Raw genomic sequence first — 18,419 nt, 5'->3', positions numbered from 1 at the left:
CGTGACGGAAGACAGTCCTGACAGCCCCACCCCAGAGAAGTCGCGCTACACCGACCCGGACCTCGCGGTCGACCATGTGCGCCGGATCGCGCGGGAGGCCGCGGCGCAGTCGGGGTACCGAGCCGCCGCGTTCGCGGTGATGCAACTGCGCCAGGAGTACCGGATCATGCCGTTGAAGCAGAATGAAGCACCGCCGGACCGGCTCGCGACATGGCAGGCCGTGCGGATGGAAACCCGGTCGCTGGTGCCGATGGCGATGGGCGCCCACGGCGGCGTCAAGGCCGACGCGGCGTTCTTCGACGAGCGGGTGGCGACTCCATCCGACCAGCCTCTCCCCCAACAGCCGGGTTGGGCGCCAGTCCCCTCGGTTGCCCTCCAGGCGGCCGCGCTCCACTCACATGCACCAGCGTCACCGAGCCGCCCGCCTGTTGGGCCGCAGTCCCCCGGCGTTGACCAGACCCCCGCACGCTGACGGTGCCTCCACTCCCCCGGCGGCTGGACGCTCTCCCGGCATTCGACGTCAACCCGAATCCCGATCCGACCAAGGCCCGCGCCACCTCGATCAGTGGCGCAACAGCTGCCACCGGAGAGGGCGAAGCACTCCTCGAGGCCGCGCCGCACCTCGTCTTGACCACCGACCGCGGCGTCGAAGTGCTCACCCAGGTTCACGCCGCGGCCGCGACGTGGCGCGCCGTCGCGACCAGCAACGGCATCCCCGAACACGAGCTGCGCGTTCGCGGACGTGCCCGGTGCCTTCACGCGGTGGCGGGAGCGGGCCGGCTGGTCGTTCTGCGACCCCTCCAGGCTGGAGCGCTCGACACCCCGTCGACTGCGGCGCGCAATGTCTCTCCTGGCCCCGACGCACTCCCACCGTCTCCCCCGGTACGTTCAGCATCTGATTCCTGCCGACCCTGACCGGGTTTGCAACTCGTGGGTCATGCCGCGCACATTGGCCTCGTCAGACGCTCTACAACCGGCCTCTGAGCGACGAACAGCCCTGCGGTGGGCAAGACCACGCCTCACGAGGCCAACGGCTGAGACGGCCGCATCCCCCACCACGGCACTACCGCGCTGCACTACCGCGCTGCACTACCGCACGTCACCCCCGCAGGCCGCCAGTGCAGCACCCTGCTGTACGTCACTACTGATTGGCAGTGCTGCTGGCGAGGACCTCTGCCACCATCGGTCTGCGGTGATGCCCCGCGTTGATGGGGGGCGCTGGTGGATTGCGGTGCTACGTGCATTCGTGGTTCGCCGTGCTGCTGGGCGCGGTTGCGTCGCGGTGGTGCCGCGCCCCGCTGCGGCGTGGTAGGGCGGCGCGGTGGTGGGTGCGCTGGCGCGGGGCCATACCGCATCGCGCTACCGCGTGTCGCTACTGCGCTGCGGTGGTGCACTAGGGAATGATCGGACGCGTCCCGCTTCCCGGATTTCGCAGAGAGAGGCTCCTTCCCACGATGGCCTTGACCCAGGATGTGCTCAGCCGAGTCATCACCTTCGCTAACGGCAAGGGAGGGGTCGGCAAGACCACGACCTCCACCAATTTCGCTGCCCTGTGCGCCGCTGCTGGGTGGAAAACGTTGTTCATCGAGTTCGACCCGCAGGGTGATGCCGGGGACGACCTCGGCTACAAGCAGAGCCCTGAGAACGACAAGGGCGCCCACATGCTCGAGGTGCTCGATGCACATAGGCCGCTACAGCCGGTGCTGCGCGAGGTTCGTCCGAATCTCGACGTCATTCCGATGGGGCGTGCCGCGCTCAAGGACATCGTTGAGATCGTCGAGGGGAAGGAGAGGCGCGGCACGGAGTATCGATTGATGCTGGCCGAGGCTCTGGCTCCGCTCGCACGGGACTACGACCTCATCGTGATTGACACCCCGCCCGCAACCGGAGCTTCGCCGGCCGTGCTGCAGCTCGTACTGGGCGCCACCCGGTGGCTGATCATTCCGACCAAGAGCGACCGCTCCAGCATCGGCAACGTCCGCGAGCTCGCCACCGAGCTCGAAGCGGTGCGCCACGCGAACCCGCACGTTGAGGTGCTCGGGGTGGTGCCGTTCGACTTCGACAGGCAGGCGACCCGGATCCTCCGGAATGCCGTGGAGGACATCGAGACCGTTCTCGATGGCGCCTCGTCACTGTTCGTCGATGAGGCCGGCGAGGTGATCACGATCCGTCACTCAAGCGCCGCGATTGACGCGCGCACCGCAGGAAAGCTGGTGCACGAGCTTGCGGAGATCGCGAGCGAGGAGGAGGTGGGGGAGCCGTGGTGGAAGGCGCTACGGGAGGGGCGGCGACCTGAGCGCATCCCTGGCAGCGTCGGAGCGTTGGCTGATGACCACCTGCTGTTGACCAACGCGATCTTGACCCGTATCGGCAACGTCGAGGACTCGAACGGCGGGGCGACCATTGGTCAGGGAGCGAGCGCATGAGCCGCCGCGAGCCGATGGCCCCGATCGCAGGACTGAAGAAGCCCGCCGACCTTCCTGCTCCGAGCGCTCGGCCTCGGACCTTGCAGCCGGTGCCGGAGCCGAGCTCGGACCCGGCGGGGGAGCAGTCGCAGGACCTCGCTGCGACCGCGTCGCCGGCGAAGGAGACCACTCGGGCGACGGCTAAGGCTGAGCAGGCGTCAAAGCCCATCGCCAGGACGCGCAAGCCGCGCGCCGAGAAGGCGACGGCACGCAGTGCGAGTGCGGACACGATGCGGCCGGTGTCGGTGTCGGTGCCACTGACCATGGCGGAGGCGTGGCGTGACCGGGCGAAGAACGACCGCACGTCGCAGGTCGACGTGCTGCTCGACGCACTCGTGGCACATCAGAACGAGTTGACGGATCTGGTGTCGGCGCGGAGCGAGAAGCCGACGGTGAGCGATGGCCTGTTCGACCGCACCCCGGGGGCGAAGGGGGAGCGGTTCGTCGGCGTCTCCCTGCGGATCAAGTCAGGCAACCTCGAGGTGATCGACCAGCTGGTCGACAAGCACGGCGCCGACTCACGGTCGCAGCTGGTCGCGGCGGCCCTGTCCGCGTACCTGGCCTAAACCAGGGCACGGCGAGAGGAAGGGGTCCTGGTGAGCACGCGAGTGGACGAGGCGAGGCGAGCCACCCATGCACGGCGGCCGCTGGGCAGGCCGTGCCGGGCGTGCGGGTCGACCAACACCTGGGTCGAGCTACGTCGCGAGGGTGACCAGACCCGTCCCAGGGCAGTAGAGGAGTGGCCCTACGCCGTGTGCCAGTCCTGCGGCCATGCAGCCAGGGGCCAGCGGAAGGCGCCAGCTCAGCAGTCTCCCGTGGACACACCACGAGTCGACCCTGACACCGCGTCGTCGCCAGAAACCACCGAGAAGCACGGCGGGACGCCCGATCACCGCCAAGAGACTCGGCGAGCCAGGCCTCCGCGGCCGAAGGCGACCGACGAGCGGGTAGAGGAGTTGCTGCGGGCGGCCGGCTACAACCGGGCGATCACGCCGGAGGTCCTCGAGGAGCATCGCCGGTTCACGACGCATGCCGGGAAGACGGGACTGCCGCGGTGGAAGGCAGCGGTGGCGCTGCTGAACGGCGCGCAGGGCCGCGGCGAGGTGCCGCATGTGCGGGAGATCTACACCGAGGAGAAGCGCCGGCGTGAGGCGAAGCAGGCACGCGCGGCCGAGACGCGTAGGCAGGCGGGTGAGCTCGCTGACGAACACGCGAAGGCGGCTCGGGAGCATGTTGCGCGGGTGTGGGCCGAGACGGGGGAGGGGCCGACGTGGCGTGAGCTCGCCGACGCTCTGGGGGTGGAGGGTCGGATCGCATCGGCGGTGATCGACACTCTGCACCGCCTCCGGGTGCTCACCTCCACCAAGGAGCCTCGATCGCTCACGTTGACGACGGCCTGGACGCCGCCATCGGCGTGACCGGCCCATTCGGGTTCGGTTCGTCCGGCCGTGTGCTGGTCGACTCTCGGTGGCCGAAGCGAGCGGAAGTGTCGGTACCTGCGGGCAGATTGTTGCCCCAGCGAGGCAAGGATCGTCGACGACCCGGAGGTGAGTCATGAGCGAGTTGGTGCCGGGCGATGACGTCCCAGAGGACGAGGAGGCTCTGCTCGGCTACCTCGTCCACATCGTCGAGGAGGGGCGCCGGGTCGCGGCCGTCCAGGTCAACGCCACCTTGACCGTGACCTACTGGCTGGTCGGACGGGCCATCTCCGTCAACATCCTCCGCGACGGCCGCGCTGAGTACGGACGGGCGATTCTTGCCTCAGTGGGGCAGGAATTGGGCGAGCGGTTCGGTGCTGGTTTCGACCCCTCGAACCTCAGCCGCATGGTGATGTTCGCCCGTCTCTTCCCAGACTATGAGAAGGTCACCGCTCTCGCGCGTCAGCTGAGCTGGACCCACGTCAAGGCACTCCTGGCGATCAAGTCCGACGAGGCACGGGCGTTCTACGCCGAGGAGGCTGCGGCCAAGCGCTTGAGCGTCCGCGAGCTTCGAGCGGCGATCAGCCGCAAGGCATACGAGCGCCGTGAGATTGCGAATTCCCAGATCCCCGAGGGGTCGGCGGTGCCGCGCGACACGTTCCGCGACCCACTTATCCTCGACGCCCTCGGCCTTCGGGACACCTACCTGGAGAAGGACCTGGAGGCCGCAATCCTGCGCGATCTGCAGGCCTTCTTGCTCGAGGTCGGTCGTGGCTTCGCCTTCGTTGCCAGCCAGAAGCGGATGGTCATCGACGGCGACGACTTCTACCTCGACCTGCTGTTCTTCAGCCGGCCCTTGCGGCGCCTGGTCGCCGTCGAGCTCAAGATCGGGAAGTTCGATGCTCGGTTCGAGGGTCAGATGAAGCTGTATCTGAAGTGGCTCGACCGGCACGAGCGGCAGGAGGACGAGGACGCACCGATCGGGTTGATCCTGTGCACGGAGGCCAGCCGCGAGCAGGTCGAGCTCCTGGAGATGCACAAGGACGGGATCGTGGTGGCCGAGTACTGGACGGCTCTACCCCCCAAACACGAGTTGGAGCAGCGGCTCCAGGCCATGCTGCGCGACGCACGCGAGCGGCTCGCCCGCCGGGAGCTGCCCTCCGGCGAGTGAACTGGGACTTTGTCCACCAGCACGGTGGACGAACCTAACGTCTGTTTGCCCCGTCCACGACGCCAGGCCGGGGGAACTTCGTTCTAGCCCGCGGCCTGGCGTTCGACGTCGTCGAGAAGGTTGCCCTGGCGCTCGAGGAAAGTTGCATCGCGTGCGGCGACTCCGTCGGGCAGGAGTGCTGCCTGCTCGACGTCAGGGGTCGCTGTCCGCGCGTCGAGTGCGGGTGTGGCGAGGCGCTGGGCGGTGAGGCCGTAGCGGAGCCGGTGGCGATCCCAGGCGGCGACGGAGGCGCCTCGTTCGGCGGGGGAGAGGGCCTGGAAACGTTGTTTGCGCTCCAGGCTGCGGGCGACGTACTCGTCGGCCGGGAGGCTACGTAGCCAGGTCTGGTAGGTCTCGAGCTCGTCGATACCAGCGCGCATGCGTCGCTCGGCGAGACGGGACTTCAGCGCGGCCTGCTGGCTGATCGACATCTGGTCGAACTCGAGGCGCTTCGCTGCGGCACGTTCGGCGCGGGCGGCGGGGGAGAGGTTGTCCCACCAGGCCTTCTCCTTGGCCCTCTGTGCCTTGATGGCGCGCGCCCGGCCTGCGGTCCAGCTCGACGTCGTGCCGGCGCGGTAGGCGGCTCGTTCTGCCTCGATCGTCTCCAGTTGACGGGCGTACGCCGCGGCCGCGTCCTGCTCGACCTGAACCGACCGGGGCCGCGTGGCTGCCTGCCAGCATCCATTCTCGTCAACCCGAACCATCCCAGCCTTGCTCAGCGCGACCAGCGCCGCCTTCGCCGTGGACCTCTGAGACTTCGACACCTCATCACCTGCAGCCTTCACCAGCCCTGCCTTCACCACCAGATCCCCCAGCTCCAGCGGGGTCGAGCAGGTCAGGAGCGTGCGCCAGAGGCTGTGGCTGGAGCGGGGGAGGGTCGCCCAGAGGCCGCGGGGGGCGGGGGGTGGGTCAAACCCAGGTGGGGGGATTTGCCGTCCCTCCCCTTCCGGGGCCTGGTTGATTTCAAACTCGTAGCTCGTGGAGTCCCGCTCGACGGGGGAGAGGCAGTCGGTGTGGAGAGTCCCGAGGCGGCCGTTGAGGCGGGCCAGGGCGGCGCGGACGGTCTTGCGGTCGCCCAGCCCGGTGTCGAGCAGCAGGTCCCGCTCGGGGCAGGGCACACGCAGGTTTCGCTTGCGCAGCACGCGGTCAAGGAGGTGGTGCCCGACAAGCAGCAGCGCCGCCCGCTGGCGGTCCGGGACAGACCACATCAGACGACCTAGCTCGGCGCGGGCAGCCGCTACCGCCTCGACGACCTCGACCGGTGGCGCCTCGACCTGCCTGGGCTTCTCGCTGGTGGTGTTGAACTCGCTGGCCGAGCGGACGAGGTCGTTCCACACGTAGCCGAGCCACCACGAGTAGCCCTGGTGCTTGGCCTTGGTCATCGCGGTCGGATGCGACTCACGGATGATCCGCCAGGCCATCTCCGGGTCGCCGATCGCCCACACCATCTCCCGGGTGCAGGCCGCCTCGACGAGGGATCGGTCGACCTCGACCGCGGCGCGGGTCTTCGTCGCGCCCGCGGCCCACGACCCGGCCGGGATTTCCCCGGTCAGCAGGTAATTGCGCCACTCAGTGCGCAGCTGGCGCTTCCACCGCTGCAACGCCAACGGCACCACCAGGCCCGAGCCGGTCGCAGTGGACTTATGGCCAGCGTTGGTGGGCTTCACCTTGGCGCGGGGCCGCAGCGGCGACGGCGAGGGCGGGTCCGGGAGCACTCGCTTCAGGCCGCGCAGCGCCTCACGGAGCTCGCCCTTCGGCCTGGTCACCGCACCGAACCGGTGAGGTGAGGAAAGGGGACGCACGGCGTCGCGCAGGTCGAGCTCACCGCGCGGGACCTTCACGTCCTCGGCCAGGGCTGTGAGGAAGCCGCTGACCGCAGCCGCGAACCCGGCCCGGGCAGCGGCGGGGGCGTAGTGGAAGTCGGAGTGGGCGAAGAAGATGTGCCAGCGACCCTTCGCGCCGCCGGAGGGCCGCTCCAGCACCCAGCAGTCGCGGCGGGACAGCCAGTCGGCGACCTCGGCCGCGAGGAAGTCACCGAACTCGCCGGGCACGTCGACGTCGACCACGCCGACGCCGTCGCGCAGGTGCCCGACCAGGGCGGCGATACGGCCCTTGCCGATCAGCTCGAGCCCGTCGACCAGCGACGGCACCACGGTCCGGGGAACAGCCGTGTTGCCGGAGTCGATCACCAGCCACTGCGACGCGTCAGGGTTGAACAGGTGCTCATCCAGCGCCAACAGCGCCGGCGAGACACGCCGACCTGCATCAAGGTGTGCGGCATCGCCACGCGACGCCGGTACAGTCACCGGCAACAACTTGCTTTACCTCCTTTCAGAGGCACCCCCGGGTCTCCAGCGCCAACTGGTCCCGGTCTTCACCAAGACGGTCAGGTCCCGCGCCAACGGGGCCTTTCGTCATTTCTAGGGCGATCCACGCCCGCTACGGCTACCGCCGGCGGCGCCCACCTCCCTCCACGTCAGCTGGGACAGGGAACTCGTGGGCCGGGTCACGGCGTGCAGCTCGACGACCAGGTCAGCAACCGACCGCGATGCGCAGAGCCGGGCAGGGGAGGCCGCGGCGTGCGCGCTGTGAGTGTCGACACGCGGGCGCGGGAATGACTCCCGCACGCCGTGGACGTGCTCTACAGTGGGCAGCACAAAGCCTCCTCTGGTGGTTCTCATAACTTCGCGAAACCGGGGTGCAACCCGGTGGAGCATCTGACTTGGCCCCGGTGCAACGGGGCCTTCGTCGTTTTCAGGGCACTGCCCTGACCCGGTCATCCCGTCATCGGCAGCTCCGCGGCCTTCGCCCAAGCCTTCAGGGCCTTCTTCATCACCCTCGGTTCGAAGGGGACCTCGTGGAAGTCGCAGATCGCCTTGGCGATGTAGTCGCTCAGCGACACGCCCATGTCCTCTGCTTCGGCCTTCACGATTGCCGCGGCCGTCATCGGCACCTTGGCGATGAACTGGACGCGACCGTCGCCGACGGCGGGAGGCTCGGCATGGTCGACGACCTCGCCGGTCGGTAGTTCCATCGGCACATCAACGTGCCGGCAAATGACGTACGCGAGGTAGTCGGTGTAGTAGCAGCCGAGCGCAGCTGCCTCGTGCCGGACTCGCGTCCCGGCGAGCTCCGGAACGCGAGTCATGAACGTGTGGCGCTCACCCTTGGACTTGCGACCCATGCGGATATCCAATCGGCTGCCGCCACCTACGCCCGGCAATCGATCCATCCCGGCGTGTCGCAAAATTTCTGAAATAGCAGAAATGCGGAGTCCGGATCGCCTGGTGTCGTCAACGCGGCGAGCTCGTGGTCCCACATCAACAACAGCAACACCAGTCACACCGGATCGGACACTTGCCCCGAGATTCTGTCTCACCTGTCGTGACTCCTACCGATCCTGAGCGGTGTCGGGGGAGTGGCGGCCGGTGACGTAGTCGATCCAGATCTTGCCGACTTCCTCAGCGCGGGCGGGGTCGGTCTCCCACAGCACAACCCGCCCCTTTGCACGGCGGTCGCCCCGCGGGTGGTCGGCGGTGACCAGTCCCCGGTCCTCGAGCGCAGATAGGTGACGACGCACCTGACTGGGGTCGACGCCGATTGCCTTGGCTAGTTCCGGCGCGCTCATGGCCCGGAGTGAGAGGTGCCGCAGGATCTCGGTGCGCGCACTGTTGCCAATCGCGTCGATGATCGCCAGCACCCCCTCGGGCATCGTGGGCGGCTTCGACAGACGTGGCACGCGCTGCATTGTGCCGGAACGCGAAACTCGCCGGACTCTTCGTTATGACGTGTATTTAGCACCTGTCATGTGTCATGCTCAGGGTAATGCAGAACACGACCCGGTGGTGGGAACCACGGGTCAGTCCAGAGCGTCGGGCTTGACGGCGTCTTGGACAATGAAGGCCCCCGGTTCGGGCCGGGGGCGGGAAGGACGCTCGGTCTTGGGGATGCGTCAGCAGATCCGACAACCGGGGGCACAGACGCCCCCGGCGAGATCCGGTGCGCCAGACTCCCCGCTCGCTCACCCGCGTGGAGCTGCGACCCGCGCCATCGACCAGCCGCCGCTGGTGGCCGAACCACCGCACCAACTGCCGCGTCTGACACTGCGCCGCCGCTTGCAACTGAGGCGCTCGATCGCGCGTCCCAAAGATTGTTCGCCGACGGTGTCCGATCCGCTCCGCCGCCGGTTGCATTCGCTGTTAGAGAGCCCCACCAAGAGGGAAGGACATCACCTTGAACCCGACGCGCAGTACGGCGCGGTCGGCAACCTGTCGGCCATGTCGTCAAGACTGGTGCCCCAGGCCCGTGCACCGGGCGACTCGGGCTCAGGAAGGACGCTCATGAAGCGCACTCTCATTGCTGCAACCGCACTCGCCCTGGCGGGAACCCTCGCCGGCTGCGGGGGTAACGACGAGCCGAAGGCCGACCCGACGCAACCACCCACTACGAGTTCGTCGCCGACCCCTACCAGCGACGCAGGCGGCCCGCCAACTGACTGGGAATCGAACTTCACCCAGGCAGAGCTGGCCGCGGGCAAGAAGGCCCTCGCCCGCTGGCAGAAGTGGCGCCAGCTCTCGGCCGAGATCTACCGGAACGGCGTGCTCACCCCGGGAGCCAAGGCAACGCTCCAGGAGTACGACTTCTGGTGGCAGCGCGACATGGTGACTTTGGGTGAGACCTACGAGAAGGGCGGCCTGCGACGAGAGACCGACGTCGAAGCTCTGTGGTCCTACGTGAAGTCAGTTCGGCTCAACAACGGTGGCAAGTCAGGCGAAGTAGTGATCGTCGAATGCACCGACTACGAGCCTCTGCGCTACACCCGAAACGGGAAGCCGCAGAAGATCAACAAGCCGAAGCACCTCGTGACGCCGCTGCTGATCACGATGACCAAGCCGGACGAGCAGCACGGCTGGATGTATTACGAGACAGATCTGAAGGACAAGAAGTCATGCGCCGCGGAGTGAGTGCTGCGGCAGCAGCCGCGATGTTGGTCTCGTTTGTCGTGGTTCTGGTGATCGGCACCAGCAGCCCTGCAATGGCGGACTGCCCTCCTGACCCGGTCGACGAGACGGGACTTTGCCTCTCCGACACCGTCCCAGGGAACCCGGGGGATACTGATCCCGGCGACCCGGGGGATACGGGCGATGGGCCTACCGGACCGGCTTGCCCCGGCGCTCCGAATGGGATCTGCGTCAACGACTACGGCTTCATCTGGAACAGCGCCCACAACTGCTACGCATTCCCGCTGGACCCGCAGCCCGAGGCGAACAGCCCCCTTTGGGGTGGCCATGACCCGGCCGAAGGCACCATCTGGTCGTGCGATCCCACGGTCTCGGTTCCCGAGAACGTGTGGTTCGTGCCCAACGGGGCGGCGGTGATCGACCCGGCCCAGGTTGCCCAACAGCTCGTGGAGCAGGCGCCGTTCGAACTGGCCAACGCGCACATCGCGCCGCCGCCGACCTACCACACGTACATCAACTACTCGAACTGGCTGTGGATCCCCGAGGACCAGTGGCACGACGTATCGGTGAGCCTGACCGTTGCCGGCGCGACGGTCACATTAACGGCGACCCCGTCCTACACCTCGTGGGACATGGGCAACGGAGAAACCGTCTCGTGTGTGGGTCCCGGCCGTGAGTGGGTCAAGGGGATGCCTGAGGACGCGCCGACGAACTGCTCGTACGCCTACGACGAGATGAAGGACCCCAAGGGCGACAAGTGGACGGTGTCGGCTCGGATCAACTACTCGGTCGGATGGACCTGTACCGGCAACTGCGGCGGCCAGACCAGCGGCGACCTCGGCGACGTGACCGCGCTCGCCGGTGACTCAACCTCGATCACGGTGTATCAGCGACAGACAGTAGTGAGGTAGATGTGACCAGCCTGGATTCTCGGACTTCGCGCCGGGCGAACAATGGACGTGCCAATCCGCCTCCGGGCGGGCTGCCTAGTGCTGCCTCGCTGTCGAAGGCGGTGTCGAAGGCTCCGCGGAAGTACGGCCAGATGCTGATGAGCGTGCTGGTTGTGATCGCGGCGGTGATCGCGGGCGGCTGGCTCTATGTCAACAAGGGCGGCGTGGAGGAGGTGTTGGTGGTTGCCCAGCCGATCCCGGCTGGGCACCCGATCACCGAGGACGATGTCCGCACCTCCAAGGACCCGCTCCTGGTCTCGCGCAGCGTGTCTGGCATCGACGGGGCGATCCTGGTCTCCGATGTCGACTCAGTGTTCGGGCAGCGCACCACGGTCGCACTGTTGCCAGGTCAGGTACTGACACAGGACTCGCTGACCAGCGACCTGCTGCCGCAGGAGGGCAAGCGCCTCATCGCGGTGAACCTCCCGGCCGGCCGGGTGCCTGACACCTTGGCCCCTGGCTCGGTGGTCGACGCGATCGCGGTGCCGCAGGAGGGCCAGTCGGGTGACCCGAAGGCTCTCGATGACCCTGTGGTGATCTCAGCCGGTGCCACGGTGTACTCCTCGAAGCAGTCACAGGACGGCACCGTGGTGGTGACGATCCTGATCGCGGAGACCGACGCGAAGACGGTGGCGGCGTACGGGGCAGTGGGGCAGCTGACGCTGCTGCAGGCCCCGATCACCGAGGGTGACCCAGCTGACTCCGCCCCGCAGGACGACAGCGCTACCGGAGGGCAGGGCTAATGCTCATCGCTGTGTGCTGCGACCGCGGCGCCCCGGGGTCGACGACGACGTCGTTGGCGCTGGGCGTCTCGACACCGGAGCCCACGATCGTGGTCGAGGCCGACCCGTACGGCGGTGACCTCGCCCTGCGGTGTGTAGCACCCGGTGGCCATGGTGAGGCGTTCCCGCCGACTCCGACGGTGCTGACCTTGGCGACCGAGGCACGTACGTCGGTGACCCCCGGTCTGGCGGCCAGCAAGGCCCATGAGTTCACGGGCTCGACGCGGATCGTGCCGGGACACTTCTCGGCCGAGCAGGCCGCAGGCGTGAAGAACTGGGCTCCACTGGCCGAGGCGCTGCGCGCCTCCGCATCGCGCGTCGTTGCCGACCTCGGACGGATCCACTCCAGTTCGCCGACCATCCCGGTGGCGGCGGCCGCCGATGTGGTCGTGATGGTGACCCGCCCCGAGGTGGGTGCGGTGATGCACCTCAAGGACAGGCTGGAGCGGCTCGCTCCGGTGCTGGCGAACATCCGCAACGCCCCGCCGATCGTGGTGCCGGTGGTGGTGACGCCGAAGCGGATCGCCGGGTCGGTGCTCGAGCACGTCGGTCGGATGCTGGCGCCGAGCAACGCCGCCGGCGTCATCGCCGGGATCGGCTGGATCGCGCTGGACCCCACAGGGGTCGAGGCGATGCATGCCGGCCAGGTCGGCGGCAAGAACGCGCGCACGCCGCTGCTGAGGTCTGCGGGCGTACTCAACGACCAGATCAACCAGGCCGCTGGTCTCGGGCCGTACGACGCGCATGAGGCTGCAGCGGTGGACGCGTACGCCGGCCAGGGGGGACAGGTGTGATGAACAGCAACAACGGAGCCAGCTCGAATGGCCGTCGCGCGCACCTGAACGGGATGCACCTGAAGCAGCTCGTGCCGGTCGACCAGGTACTGGTCAAGCGTCTCCAGTCCCGCGTGGGTGCTCGCCGCGGGAAGGCGCTGGAGGAGTTCCGCCGCAACAGCCAGCCGATCCCCAAGGGCGAGGACGCCCGGCAGCACACCGAAGCCCTGCTGGCCTCGGTGCTGGCCGAGTACGAGTCCGACCTGGTCGAGGACGGCCACAACCCGCTGGAGGAAGACGCCCGGGACCGGCTGGAGGCCGCGCTCAAGGCCCAGTTGTTCGGCGCAGGCAACCTCGATCAGCTGCTGGAGGATCCCGAGGCCGAGGACATCGTCATCAACAGTTGGCAGAACGTGTTCGTCACCTACGCCGACGGCACCAAGGCGCAGATGCCGCCGGTCGCCTCCTCGGACAAGGAGCTGGAGGAGATCGTCAAGACGATTTCTGCCCACGACGGCCTGTCCACCCGTGCCTTCGATCTGATCAACTACAACGTCACCCTCAGGCTGCACGACGGCTCACGTCTGCACGCGGTCCAGGGGGTGAGCGCGAACGGTCTGTCGATCTCGATCCGCAAGCACCGCCACAAGAGGGCCACCCTGCTTCCGGTTCCCGGGCTGGCCGAGCGGGAGCGCGCCGCCGGGGTTCCGGAGTCGCTGCGCACCAAGGACCTGCTGAGCGAGGGAACCGTCGACCACGACCTCGCCGCGTTCCTGTCCGCGCTGGTGAAGTCGCGTCAGAACATCATGATCGCCGGAGCCGTAAGTGCGGGGAAGACCACGCTTGTGCGAGCGCTGGCCTCCGAAATAGACCCGATCGAGCGTCTGGTCACCGTGGAGCGGTCCATCGAGCTCGGCCTGCACGAGGACCCCGAGCGCCACCCCGACATCGTGCCGCTCGAGGAGCGGCTGGCGAACGTCGAAGGAGAAGGCGCAGTCGGGTTGGCCGACCTGGTGCGCAACTCGCTGCGGATGAACCCCTCGCGGGTGATCGTGGGCGAGGTCTTGGGTGATGAGGTCATCACGATGCTCAACGCCATGGCCCAGGGCAACGACGGGTCGCTGAGCACGATCCACGCGAACTCCTCGCGCGATGTCATCGGGAAGATCCAGACCTACGCTCTGCAGGCTCAGGAGCGGTTGCCGTTCGAGGCCACCAACGGCCTGATCGCGAACGCACTGAACTTCATCGTGTTCCTTCGCCGGATCCGCACCGAGGACGGCCGTCAGCGCCGGATCGTCGAGTCGATCCGTGAGGTTGCCGGACGTGATGAGGACGGCGTGAAGACGACCGAGCTGTGGAAGTACAACAGGGCCACCGGTCGCACCGAGTTCACCCGGAAGGCGATCATCCGCGAGGAAGCCCTCCTCGATGTCGGCTGGGACCCCGACGGCACGACGGACCTGAACAGGTTCGCCGAGCCGAGCGGTGCCAACGGCGATGAGGGGTGGCAGATCTGATGACCCTCTTCGTGGCCTGCGTCCTGGCGGTCTGCCTCGGCATCATCGGGGTGATCCGCACCGCCCGCGGCAAGAACCTGCTCCCGGCGCGGGTGACCACGGCCCGGCGTAAGGTGGCCGACCCCCAGCAGACTGCCCGGCAGGTCACGATCGCGCTGATCGTCGGCGTCGTGGTCGGGATCTTGACCCGTTGGCCGGTGGCCGGGCTGATGGCGGTCGCCGTGGTGATCTTGTGGCCGAAGCTGGCGCGCTCGGGTGCGATCGAGAAGCACAGCGTGGCCAAGATCGAGGCGATCGCGAACTGGACCGAGTCGCTGCGCGATGCCGCTGCCTCCGAGTCGGGGCTGGAGCAAGCGCTGCCGGCAACCCTGGACGGTGCGCCGGCGCTGCTGCGCCGGCCATTGCGGAACCTGGTCAACGCCCTGGACCTGCGTACGCCGCTGCCGGTCGCGTTGGCCCACTTCGCCGACGAGGTCGATGACCGGGGCGCCGACAAGGTCGTGATCGCACTCTCGCTGACCGCCCAGCAGCGTGCCGGGAGCCTCAAGCGGGTGCTCACGACGCTGGCCTCCAATACTCGTGCGGAGCTGGAGATGCGCCGCAAGGTGCTCGCCGAGCGCAACGGCGTCCGCCGTCAGTCCAACCAGGTCGCGCTCGGCCTGCTCGCGCTGGCGGGGCTGCAGGCGGTCTTCCTGCGCGGCTGGGTCGAGCCGTACAGCACGGTGTACGGACAGATGGTCCTCGCCGTGCTGGCCGCGGTCTACGTGGGCCTGCTGGTGCGGTTGCAGCGGCTGGCCTCCCCTGAGCCACACCCCCGATTCCTGTCCAATTCCGCTCGGTTCACGGAAACTGAAGCCCGTCTCGCCGGGAACCCAAGGGTGGGGTCGTCGTGACGCGCTCAATGGGGGGTATCGGTTCGCGAACCGGCGGGTGCGGTGGTGAAGTCGTCGAGCTCGGGATGGTTGATCGTGCTGGCGTAGTGCTCGGCGGTGGCGATGGTGACGCCGAAGAAGTCACAGATCTGGCGCAGGTCACCGCCGGCGTGGACCTCGGCCAGGATGCGGTCCTGGCGCAGCGCGTTGGCGGACATACCGAGCTTGTCGGTGAGCCAGGGCACTTTGACCTGCTCCAAGGTGGCCGCAGACCTGCTGTGGATCAGGAAGTGCGGGTTGATGCTGCCGGGCCACCTCTTGCGGCGGTGGGCGAGGTAGGCGTCGAGCCTGGCCTTGGTCACCGGCGCCAGCAGGATCGTCCTGGTGGGCAACAGGATTCGACTGTCACGCACCTCGGTCAGCAGCAAGGCGCAGGCCTCACCGGGCCGCAGCCCGTGGATCGCGATGAGCGTCGTGATCGCGGCAGTGGTCGGATCGGCGGACTCGAAGGCCCCGCGGATCCGAGCGGTGTCGATGGGCATCGGGACACGACGCTCGAGGTTGCCGATGCGCATCCGCGCCATGGGGTTGACGAACAGCACGCGGTGGCGCTTGAGGGTGGTGAAGATCGACCGCAGTGCGTTGCCCAGCTTGACGCGCGGGGTGCCCTGGGCGGGGAGCACGGCGAGGACGTCCGCACGGGTGATCTCCCGCAGGGACAGATGTCCGGCGTCAGCCCAGGCGCGCAGGGTGGGCATTGCCCACAGGGTCCGGGTCTTGATGGTGACGTCGTGTCGGGGTCGGCTGCGCGGTGGAGTGGTGCTGCCGTGGTGCAGGACATCGAACCAGGTCTGCAGCTCGCTGGCCATGGGCTCGGGCAGGCCGCTGAGTTGGCGGGCGAACCAGGGGCGCAGCGCCGGGACACGGTCGTCGACCAGGAGGTCGTTGTCCTCCAGGACGGCGAGCGCCAACCGGATGGGCAGGCCGTAGGTTCTCAGCTCGAGGACGTCGCTGGCCTTGACGGGCCCGGTGGCGATGCGGTGTCGGGCTTGCAGGACCCGCAGCGTGATCCGGGTCCGCCTGGTCTGCCGCTCGGTCCAGCCGTGTCGCTCGGCTTGGTCGAGGACATGCTGGTCGAGGCGTGCGGCGAACCTGTGGCTGGGTGGTTCGCCGAACCCGAAGCGTCGGGCCGGGTTCTCGATGCGGTCGTAGGCGAACAGGTCGAGCTGCTCGGGATCGCGGGGTGGCCGCGCCCCGGTCTGCTGGTCGGCGGCGTTCTCCGGTTGCGAGTCGTATCCGGGCGGTTGGATCTGGTCCTTGGGTCGTCCGTAGTCACGGCGCGGGTGTGGCCGGTAGCCGTTCTTGAAGTTGGACATGTTCGCGAGCCACAGCTGCTGACCGTGACGGTTGGCGGCAAGGACGTCGCGGGGCAGTCCGGCCTGGGCCTGGTAGACGGTCTGCAGCCAGCACAGTCGACAGGCCTTGTGCTCATTGACTGCCACGTCTCGGTGGCAGGAGATGCACTCGCTGGCGCTGGGGTGCAGATGGCGCCAGCCCACGCAGGCCCCGCACAGCCATTTCAGGGTGCGCGTCGCACCCCAGGCCAGGCAGTCGCGGCAGGAGTCGGGCAGCTGCGGCGCGAACAGGTGGCAGCGCCGGCACAACCGCTGAGCCCAGTAGTCGCCGGTCGCGCCGCAGCGACGACAGGGCAACGGACGACCGTTTGTGCCTGGTTTGCAGTCGTAGCACCAGCGGCGACCCTGGTAGCTCTGGGGTTTGTGGCCGCAGGCTTCGCACATCTTCGGTGCGCTCACGCGGGTGGCTTGCTCCGAGTCCGTCCCGGCGCCGGGCGCCGTGTGCTCTTCCTGGCCGTCTGCGATCCCGTCTGCGACCCCGCCTGGGCCGCCGTCTTCGTCGCGGGTCTGCGTGCCGCGACCGCCTCGGGCTCGCAGATCAGCAGGTCGGCGGGCGTGCAGCCGAGCACGAAGCAGATCACATCGAGGTCATCGAGCCGGATCGTGGTTGGGGTGCCGGCCCACCAGCCCGACATCTTCCCGGCGCTGATCTCCAGCCCGGCCTCAGCAAACATTCGTCGCAGCTGGGTGGACTTCCAGATCCCTGCCTCCGCGGCCTTCATCCTCATGTTCCAGCGCATCGACTCAAACCTCCTCCTTCTCGCTCGTCGGTCGCTCGCTCGTTGTGCTGACCGTGCTGCCAAGGCGTGCCAGGGTCCGCTCGGTGGCGACTGCCCAGGACGTCTCGATGTGGGTGGAGCGGACGTGGATGTACTGCGTCGTGGTCGACAACCAGCCGTGGCCCAAAAGCTCCTGGATCGCCTTGAGCGTCATGCCCTGCTCATACAGATGCGAGGCACAGTAGTGCCGCAGCACATGCGGCGACAGCCGGCCCGTCCACCCGGGCAGCCACCGGCCGACGGCCTCGCCCATACCGGTGCGCAGCGCCTCGGCACCGATGCGCGTGCAATGTCCCGTCATCGGATCGCGTCGTTCGCTGGGAAGAAGCGGAGCGTTGGGGTCCTCGTAGTCGTCGCCGAACTGTGGTCGCACGTCGGTCAGCCACCACTCCAGCAACGCATCGACCTCGTCGATGGCCGGTACGATGCGGACCTTCGCGCCACGACCGCGGCTGCCCTTGCCATGGCGCACATGCAGCTTGCCGTGGGTGCCGAGCTCGGGATGCCAGTCGCCGACGTCGAGCATCACAGTCTCGTTGATCCGCAGCCCGATCCGTCGCCACAGCGAGGCCGCGAGGTAGTCCCGGGCAGCCGGCAGGTACTTGCGTGCCTCGGGCAGGGAGTCGCGCCAGCCTTCGAAGAGGTCACGCACCTCGTCGGCCCGTGGCGGGATCCTGCCCGAGGTGGCGGCCGCAATCGCTCGCGGCCGGTTGAACTCATCGATCGGCTGGACCATGACCTGGTCGAACAGGGCGTGGATGTCGCCTTGGTAACGCACGATGACGAACTCGTAGAACTTCGCCAACGACGCGGCCTTGCCCGCCACCGTCGACCTCGCCAGACCGCGCTCTCGCCGTGCCGTCCGCAGGTACCGGTCGGCGTCCTCGACCTGCGCGGTCCACAACGGCCGACCCAGGAAGTGCGCGAACTCGAAGACCACCGAACGATCCGCCGCAGCGGTCTTGTCGTTGATCCCCACCGCGCCGAGCGCGAGCGAGTACTGGTCGATCAGCTCCTGCTCGAACTCCTCGACGTCGACGCTGCCACGCAGGCTGCGCGCGGAGTCCAGCGACCGGACCACCGTAAGAGTCACGAGCCACCGCTTCAGGAGTCGGAATGAACTGTCGTGAACCTAGCAGTGTTGTCATGAATCCTGAAACTCCGTCGCAGTTCGTCGATGTCGCCCAAAGCTCTCAACACCGCAGGTCACAGCCCCGCGAGGACAAACCGTCGAGAAACGAACTGGATGGAACTGAAGTAGGGGCAGACGCCCT

17 protein-coding genes are annotated in these 18,419 nt (G+C 68.0%); 11 read left to right on the top strand and 6 right to left on the bottom strand.

Features of this window, described 5'->3' with window-relative positions; translation table 11 throughout:
- The first annotated feature begins 1 nt into the window (after position 1).
- From NOCA_RS00210 to NOCA_RS00190, 5 genes are all read left to right on the top strand, one after another.
- Positions 2-472 (top strand): hypothetical protein, encoded by a 471-nt coding sequence (locus NOCA_RS00210; RefSeq protein WP_011751453.1) that lies wholly within the window; start codon positions 2-4, stop codon positions 470-472.
- Positions 473-1,454: 982 nt separating this feature from the next.
- A complete protein-coding gene (locus tag NOCA_RS00205; RefSeq protein ID WP_011751452.1) occupies positions 1,455-2,426 on the top strand; it encodes a ParA family protein in 972 nt (323 codons plus the stop codon).
- Positions 2,423-3,031: a hypothetical protein gene (locus NOCA_RS00200; protein WP_011751451.1), complete on the top strand. Its 609-nt coding sequence runs from the start codon at positions 2,423-2,425 to the stop codon at positions 3,029-3,031. Before NOCA_RS00205 ends, NOCA_RS00200 begins: the two co-directional genes overlap by 4 nt.
- Positions 3,032-3,421: 390 nt before the next feature.
- Positions 3,422-3,883: a hypothetical protein gene (locus NOCA_RS28075; RefSeq protein WP_238383337.1), complete on the top strand. Its 462-nt coding sequence runs from the start codon at positions 3,422-3,424 to the stop codon at positions 3,881-3,883.
- Between the two features lie 136 nt (positions 3,884-4,019).
- Positions 4,020-5,054: a PDDEXK nuclease domain-containing protein gene (locus tag NOCA_RS00190; RefSeq protein WP_049774150.1), complete on the top strand. Its 1,035-nt coding sequence runs from the start codon at positions 4,020-4,022 to the stop codon at positions 5,052-5,054.
- Between the two features lie 83 nt (positions 5,055-5,137).
- Here the strand turns inward: NOCA_RS00190 and NOCA_RS00185 are convergent, their stop codons facing one another.
- The 3 genes from NOCA_RS00185 to NOCA_RS00175 all read right to left on the bottom strand — a co-directional run bounded on the left by NOCA_RS00185 (position 5,138) and on the right by NOCA_RS00175 (position 8,841).
- Positions 5,138-7,330, bottom strand: a complete 2,193-nt coding sequence (locus tag NOCA_RS00185; RefSeq protein ID WP_238383336.1) for a hypothetical protein — start codon at positions 7,328-7,330, stop codon at positions 5,138-5,140.
- 539 nt (positions 7,331-7,869) lie between these two features.
- Positions 7,870-8,277: a hypothetical protein gene (locus NOCA_RS00180; protein ID WP_041545913.1), complete on the bottom strand. Its 408-nt coding sequence runs from the start codon at positions 8,275-8,277 to the stop codon at positions 7,870-7,872.
- Positions 8,278-8,484: 207 nt separating this feature from the next.
- The gene (locus tag NOCA_RS00175; RefSeq protein ID WP_011751445.1) at positions 8,485-8,841 is read right to left on the bottom strand and encodes an ArsR/SmtB family transcription factor; all 357 of its coding nucleotides are present in this window, start codon (positions 8,839-8,841) and stop codon (positions 8,485-8,487) included.
- Positions 8,842-9,040: 199 nt separating this feature from the next.
- Between NOCA_RS00175 and NOCA_RS26875 the strand changes: the two genes are divergently transcribed.
- Genes NOCA_RS26875 through NOCA_RS00140 form a run of 6 tightly spaced genes read left to right on the top strand, consistent with a single transcriptional unit; the run spans position 9,041 to position 14,972 of the window.
- Positions 9,041-10,057 (top strand): hypothetical protein, encoded by a 1,017-nt coding sequence (locus NOCA_RS26875; protein ID WP_140403940.1) that lies wholly within the window; start codon positions 9,041-9,043, stop codon positions 10,055-10,057.
- Positions 10,042-10,965: a hypothetical protein gene (locus tag NOCA_RS26240; protein WP_140403939.1), complete on the top strand. Its 924-nt coding sequence runs from the start codon at positions 10,042-10,044 to the stop codon at positions 10,963-10,965. The genes NOCA_RS26875 and NOCA_RS26240 overlap by 16 nt, the downstream gene beginning before the upstream one ends.
- A 2-nt stretch (positions 10,966-10,967) precedes the next feature.
- A complete protein-coding gene (locus tag NOCA_RS00155; RefSeq protein WP_011751442.1) occupies positions 10,968-11,747 on the top strand; it encodes an SAF domain-containing protein in 780 nt (259 codons plus the stop codon).
- Positions 11,747-12,580, top strand: coding sequence for a hypothetical protein (locus tag NOCA_RS00150; protein WP_011751441.1), 834 nt, complete (start codon positions 11,747-11,749; stop codon positions 12,578-12,580). Before NOCA_RS00155 ends, NOCA_RS00150 begins: the two co-directional genes overlap by 1 nt.
- A complete protein-coding gene (locus NOCA_RS00145; RefSeq protein WP_011751440.1) occupies positions 12,580-14,079 on the top strand; it encodes a CpaF family protein in 1,500 nt (499 codons plus the stop codon). Before NOCA_RS00150 ends, NOCA_RS00145 begins: the two co-directional genes overlap by 1 nt.
- On the top strand, positions 14,079-14,972 hold the full coding sequence (locus NOCA_RS00140) for a type II secretion system F family protein (protein ID WP_011751439.1): 894 nt from the start codon (positions 14,079-14,081) through the stop codon (positions 14,970-14,972). The genes NOCA_RS00145 and NOCA_RS00140 overlap by 1 nt, the downstream gene beginning before the upstream one ends.
- A 5-nt stretch (positions 14,973-14,977) precedes the next feature.
- Here the strand turns inward: NOCA_RS00140 and NOCA_RS00135 are convergent, their stop codons facing one another.
- From NOCA_RS00135 to NOCA_RS00125, 3 genes are all read right to left on the bottom strand, one after another.
- Positions 14,978-16,453, bottom strand: a complete 1,476-nt coding sequence (locus tag NOCA_RS00135; RefSeq protein WP_238383335.1) for a hypothetical protein — start codon at positions 16,451-16,453, stop codon at positions 14,978-14,980.
- Positions 16,454-16,761: 308 nt separating this feature from the next.
- Positions 16,762-17,106, bottom strand: coding sequence for a helix-turn-helix domain-containing protein (locus tag NOCA_RS00130; RefSeq protein ID WP_011751437.1), 345 nt, complete (start codon positions 17,104-17,106; stop codon positions 16,762-16,764).
- Between the two features lie 4 nt (positions 17,107-17,110).
- On the bottom strand, positions 17,111-18,238 hold the full coding sequence (locus NOCA_RS00125) for a tyrosine-type recombinase/integrase (RefSeq protein ID WP_011751436.1): 1,128 nt from the start codon (positions 18,236-18,238) through the stop codon (positions 17,111-17,113).
- Positions 18,239-18,419 lie beyond the last annotated feature (181 nt).

It is taken from the genome of Nocardioides sp. JS614, assembly GCF_000015265.1.
Classification (GTDB): Bacteria; Actinomycetota; Actinomycetes; order Propionibacteriales; family Nocardioidaceae; genus Nocardioides.
The sequence above is the reverse complement of the archived record's forward strand: the minus strand, read 5'-3'. Positions and strand labels throughout refer to the sequence as shown.

Bases quoted from the DNA above. Each gene is read 5' to 3' on its own strand.
- NOCA_RS00150 (WP_011751441.1), top strand. From the start codon at position 11,747: ATGCTCATCGCTGTGTGCTGCGACCGCGGCGCCCCGGGGTCGACGACG.
- NOCA_RS00190 (WP_049774150.1), top strand. From the start codon at position 4,020: ATGAGCGAGTTGGTGCCGGGCGATGACGTCCCAGAGGACGAGGAGGCT.
- NOCA_RS00140 (WP_011751439.1), top strand. From the start codon at position 14,079: ATGACCCTCTTCGTGGCCTGCGTCCTGGCGGTCTGCCTCGGCATCATC.
- NOCA_RS00130 (WP_011751437.1), bottom strand. From the start codon at position 17,106: ATGCGCTGGAACATGAGGATGAAGGCCGCGGAGGCAGGGATCTGGAAG.
- NOCA_RS00145 (WP_011751440.1), top strand. From the start codon at position 12,580: ATGAACAGCAACAACGGAGCCAGCTCGAATGGCCGTCGCGCGCACCTG.
- NOCA_RS26875 (WP_140403940.1), top strand. From the start codon at position 9,041: ATGCGTCAGCAGATCCGACAACCGGGGGCACAGACGCCCCCGGCGAGA.
- NOCA_RS00180 (WP_041545913.1), bottom strand. From the start codon at position 8,277: ATGGGTCGCAAGTCCAAGGGTGAGCGCCACACGTTCATGACTCGCGTT.
- NOCA_RS00205 (WP_011751452.1), top strand. From the start codon at position 1,455: ATGGCCTTGACCCAGGATGTGCTCAGCCGAGTCATCACCTTCGCTAAC.
- NOCA_RS00200 (WP_011751451.1), top strand. From the start codon at position 2,423: ATGAGCCGCCGCGAGCCGATGGCCCCGATCGCAGGACTGAAGAAGCCC.
- NOCA_RS26240 (WP_140403939.1), top strand. From the start codon at position 10,042: ATGCGCCGCGGAGTGAGTGCTGCGGCAGCAGCCGCGATGTTGGTCTCG.
- NOCA_RS00175 (WP_011751445.1), bottom strand. From the start codon at position 8,841: ATGCAGCGCGTGCCACGTCTGTCGAAGCCGCCCACGATGCCCGAGGGG.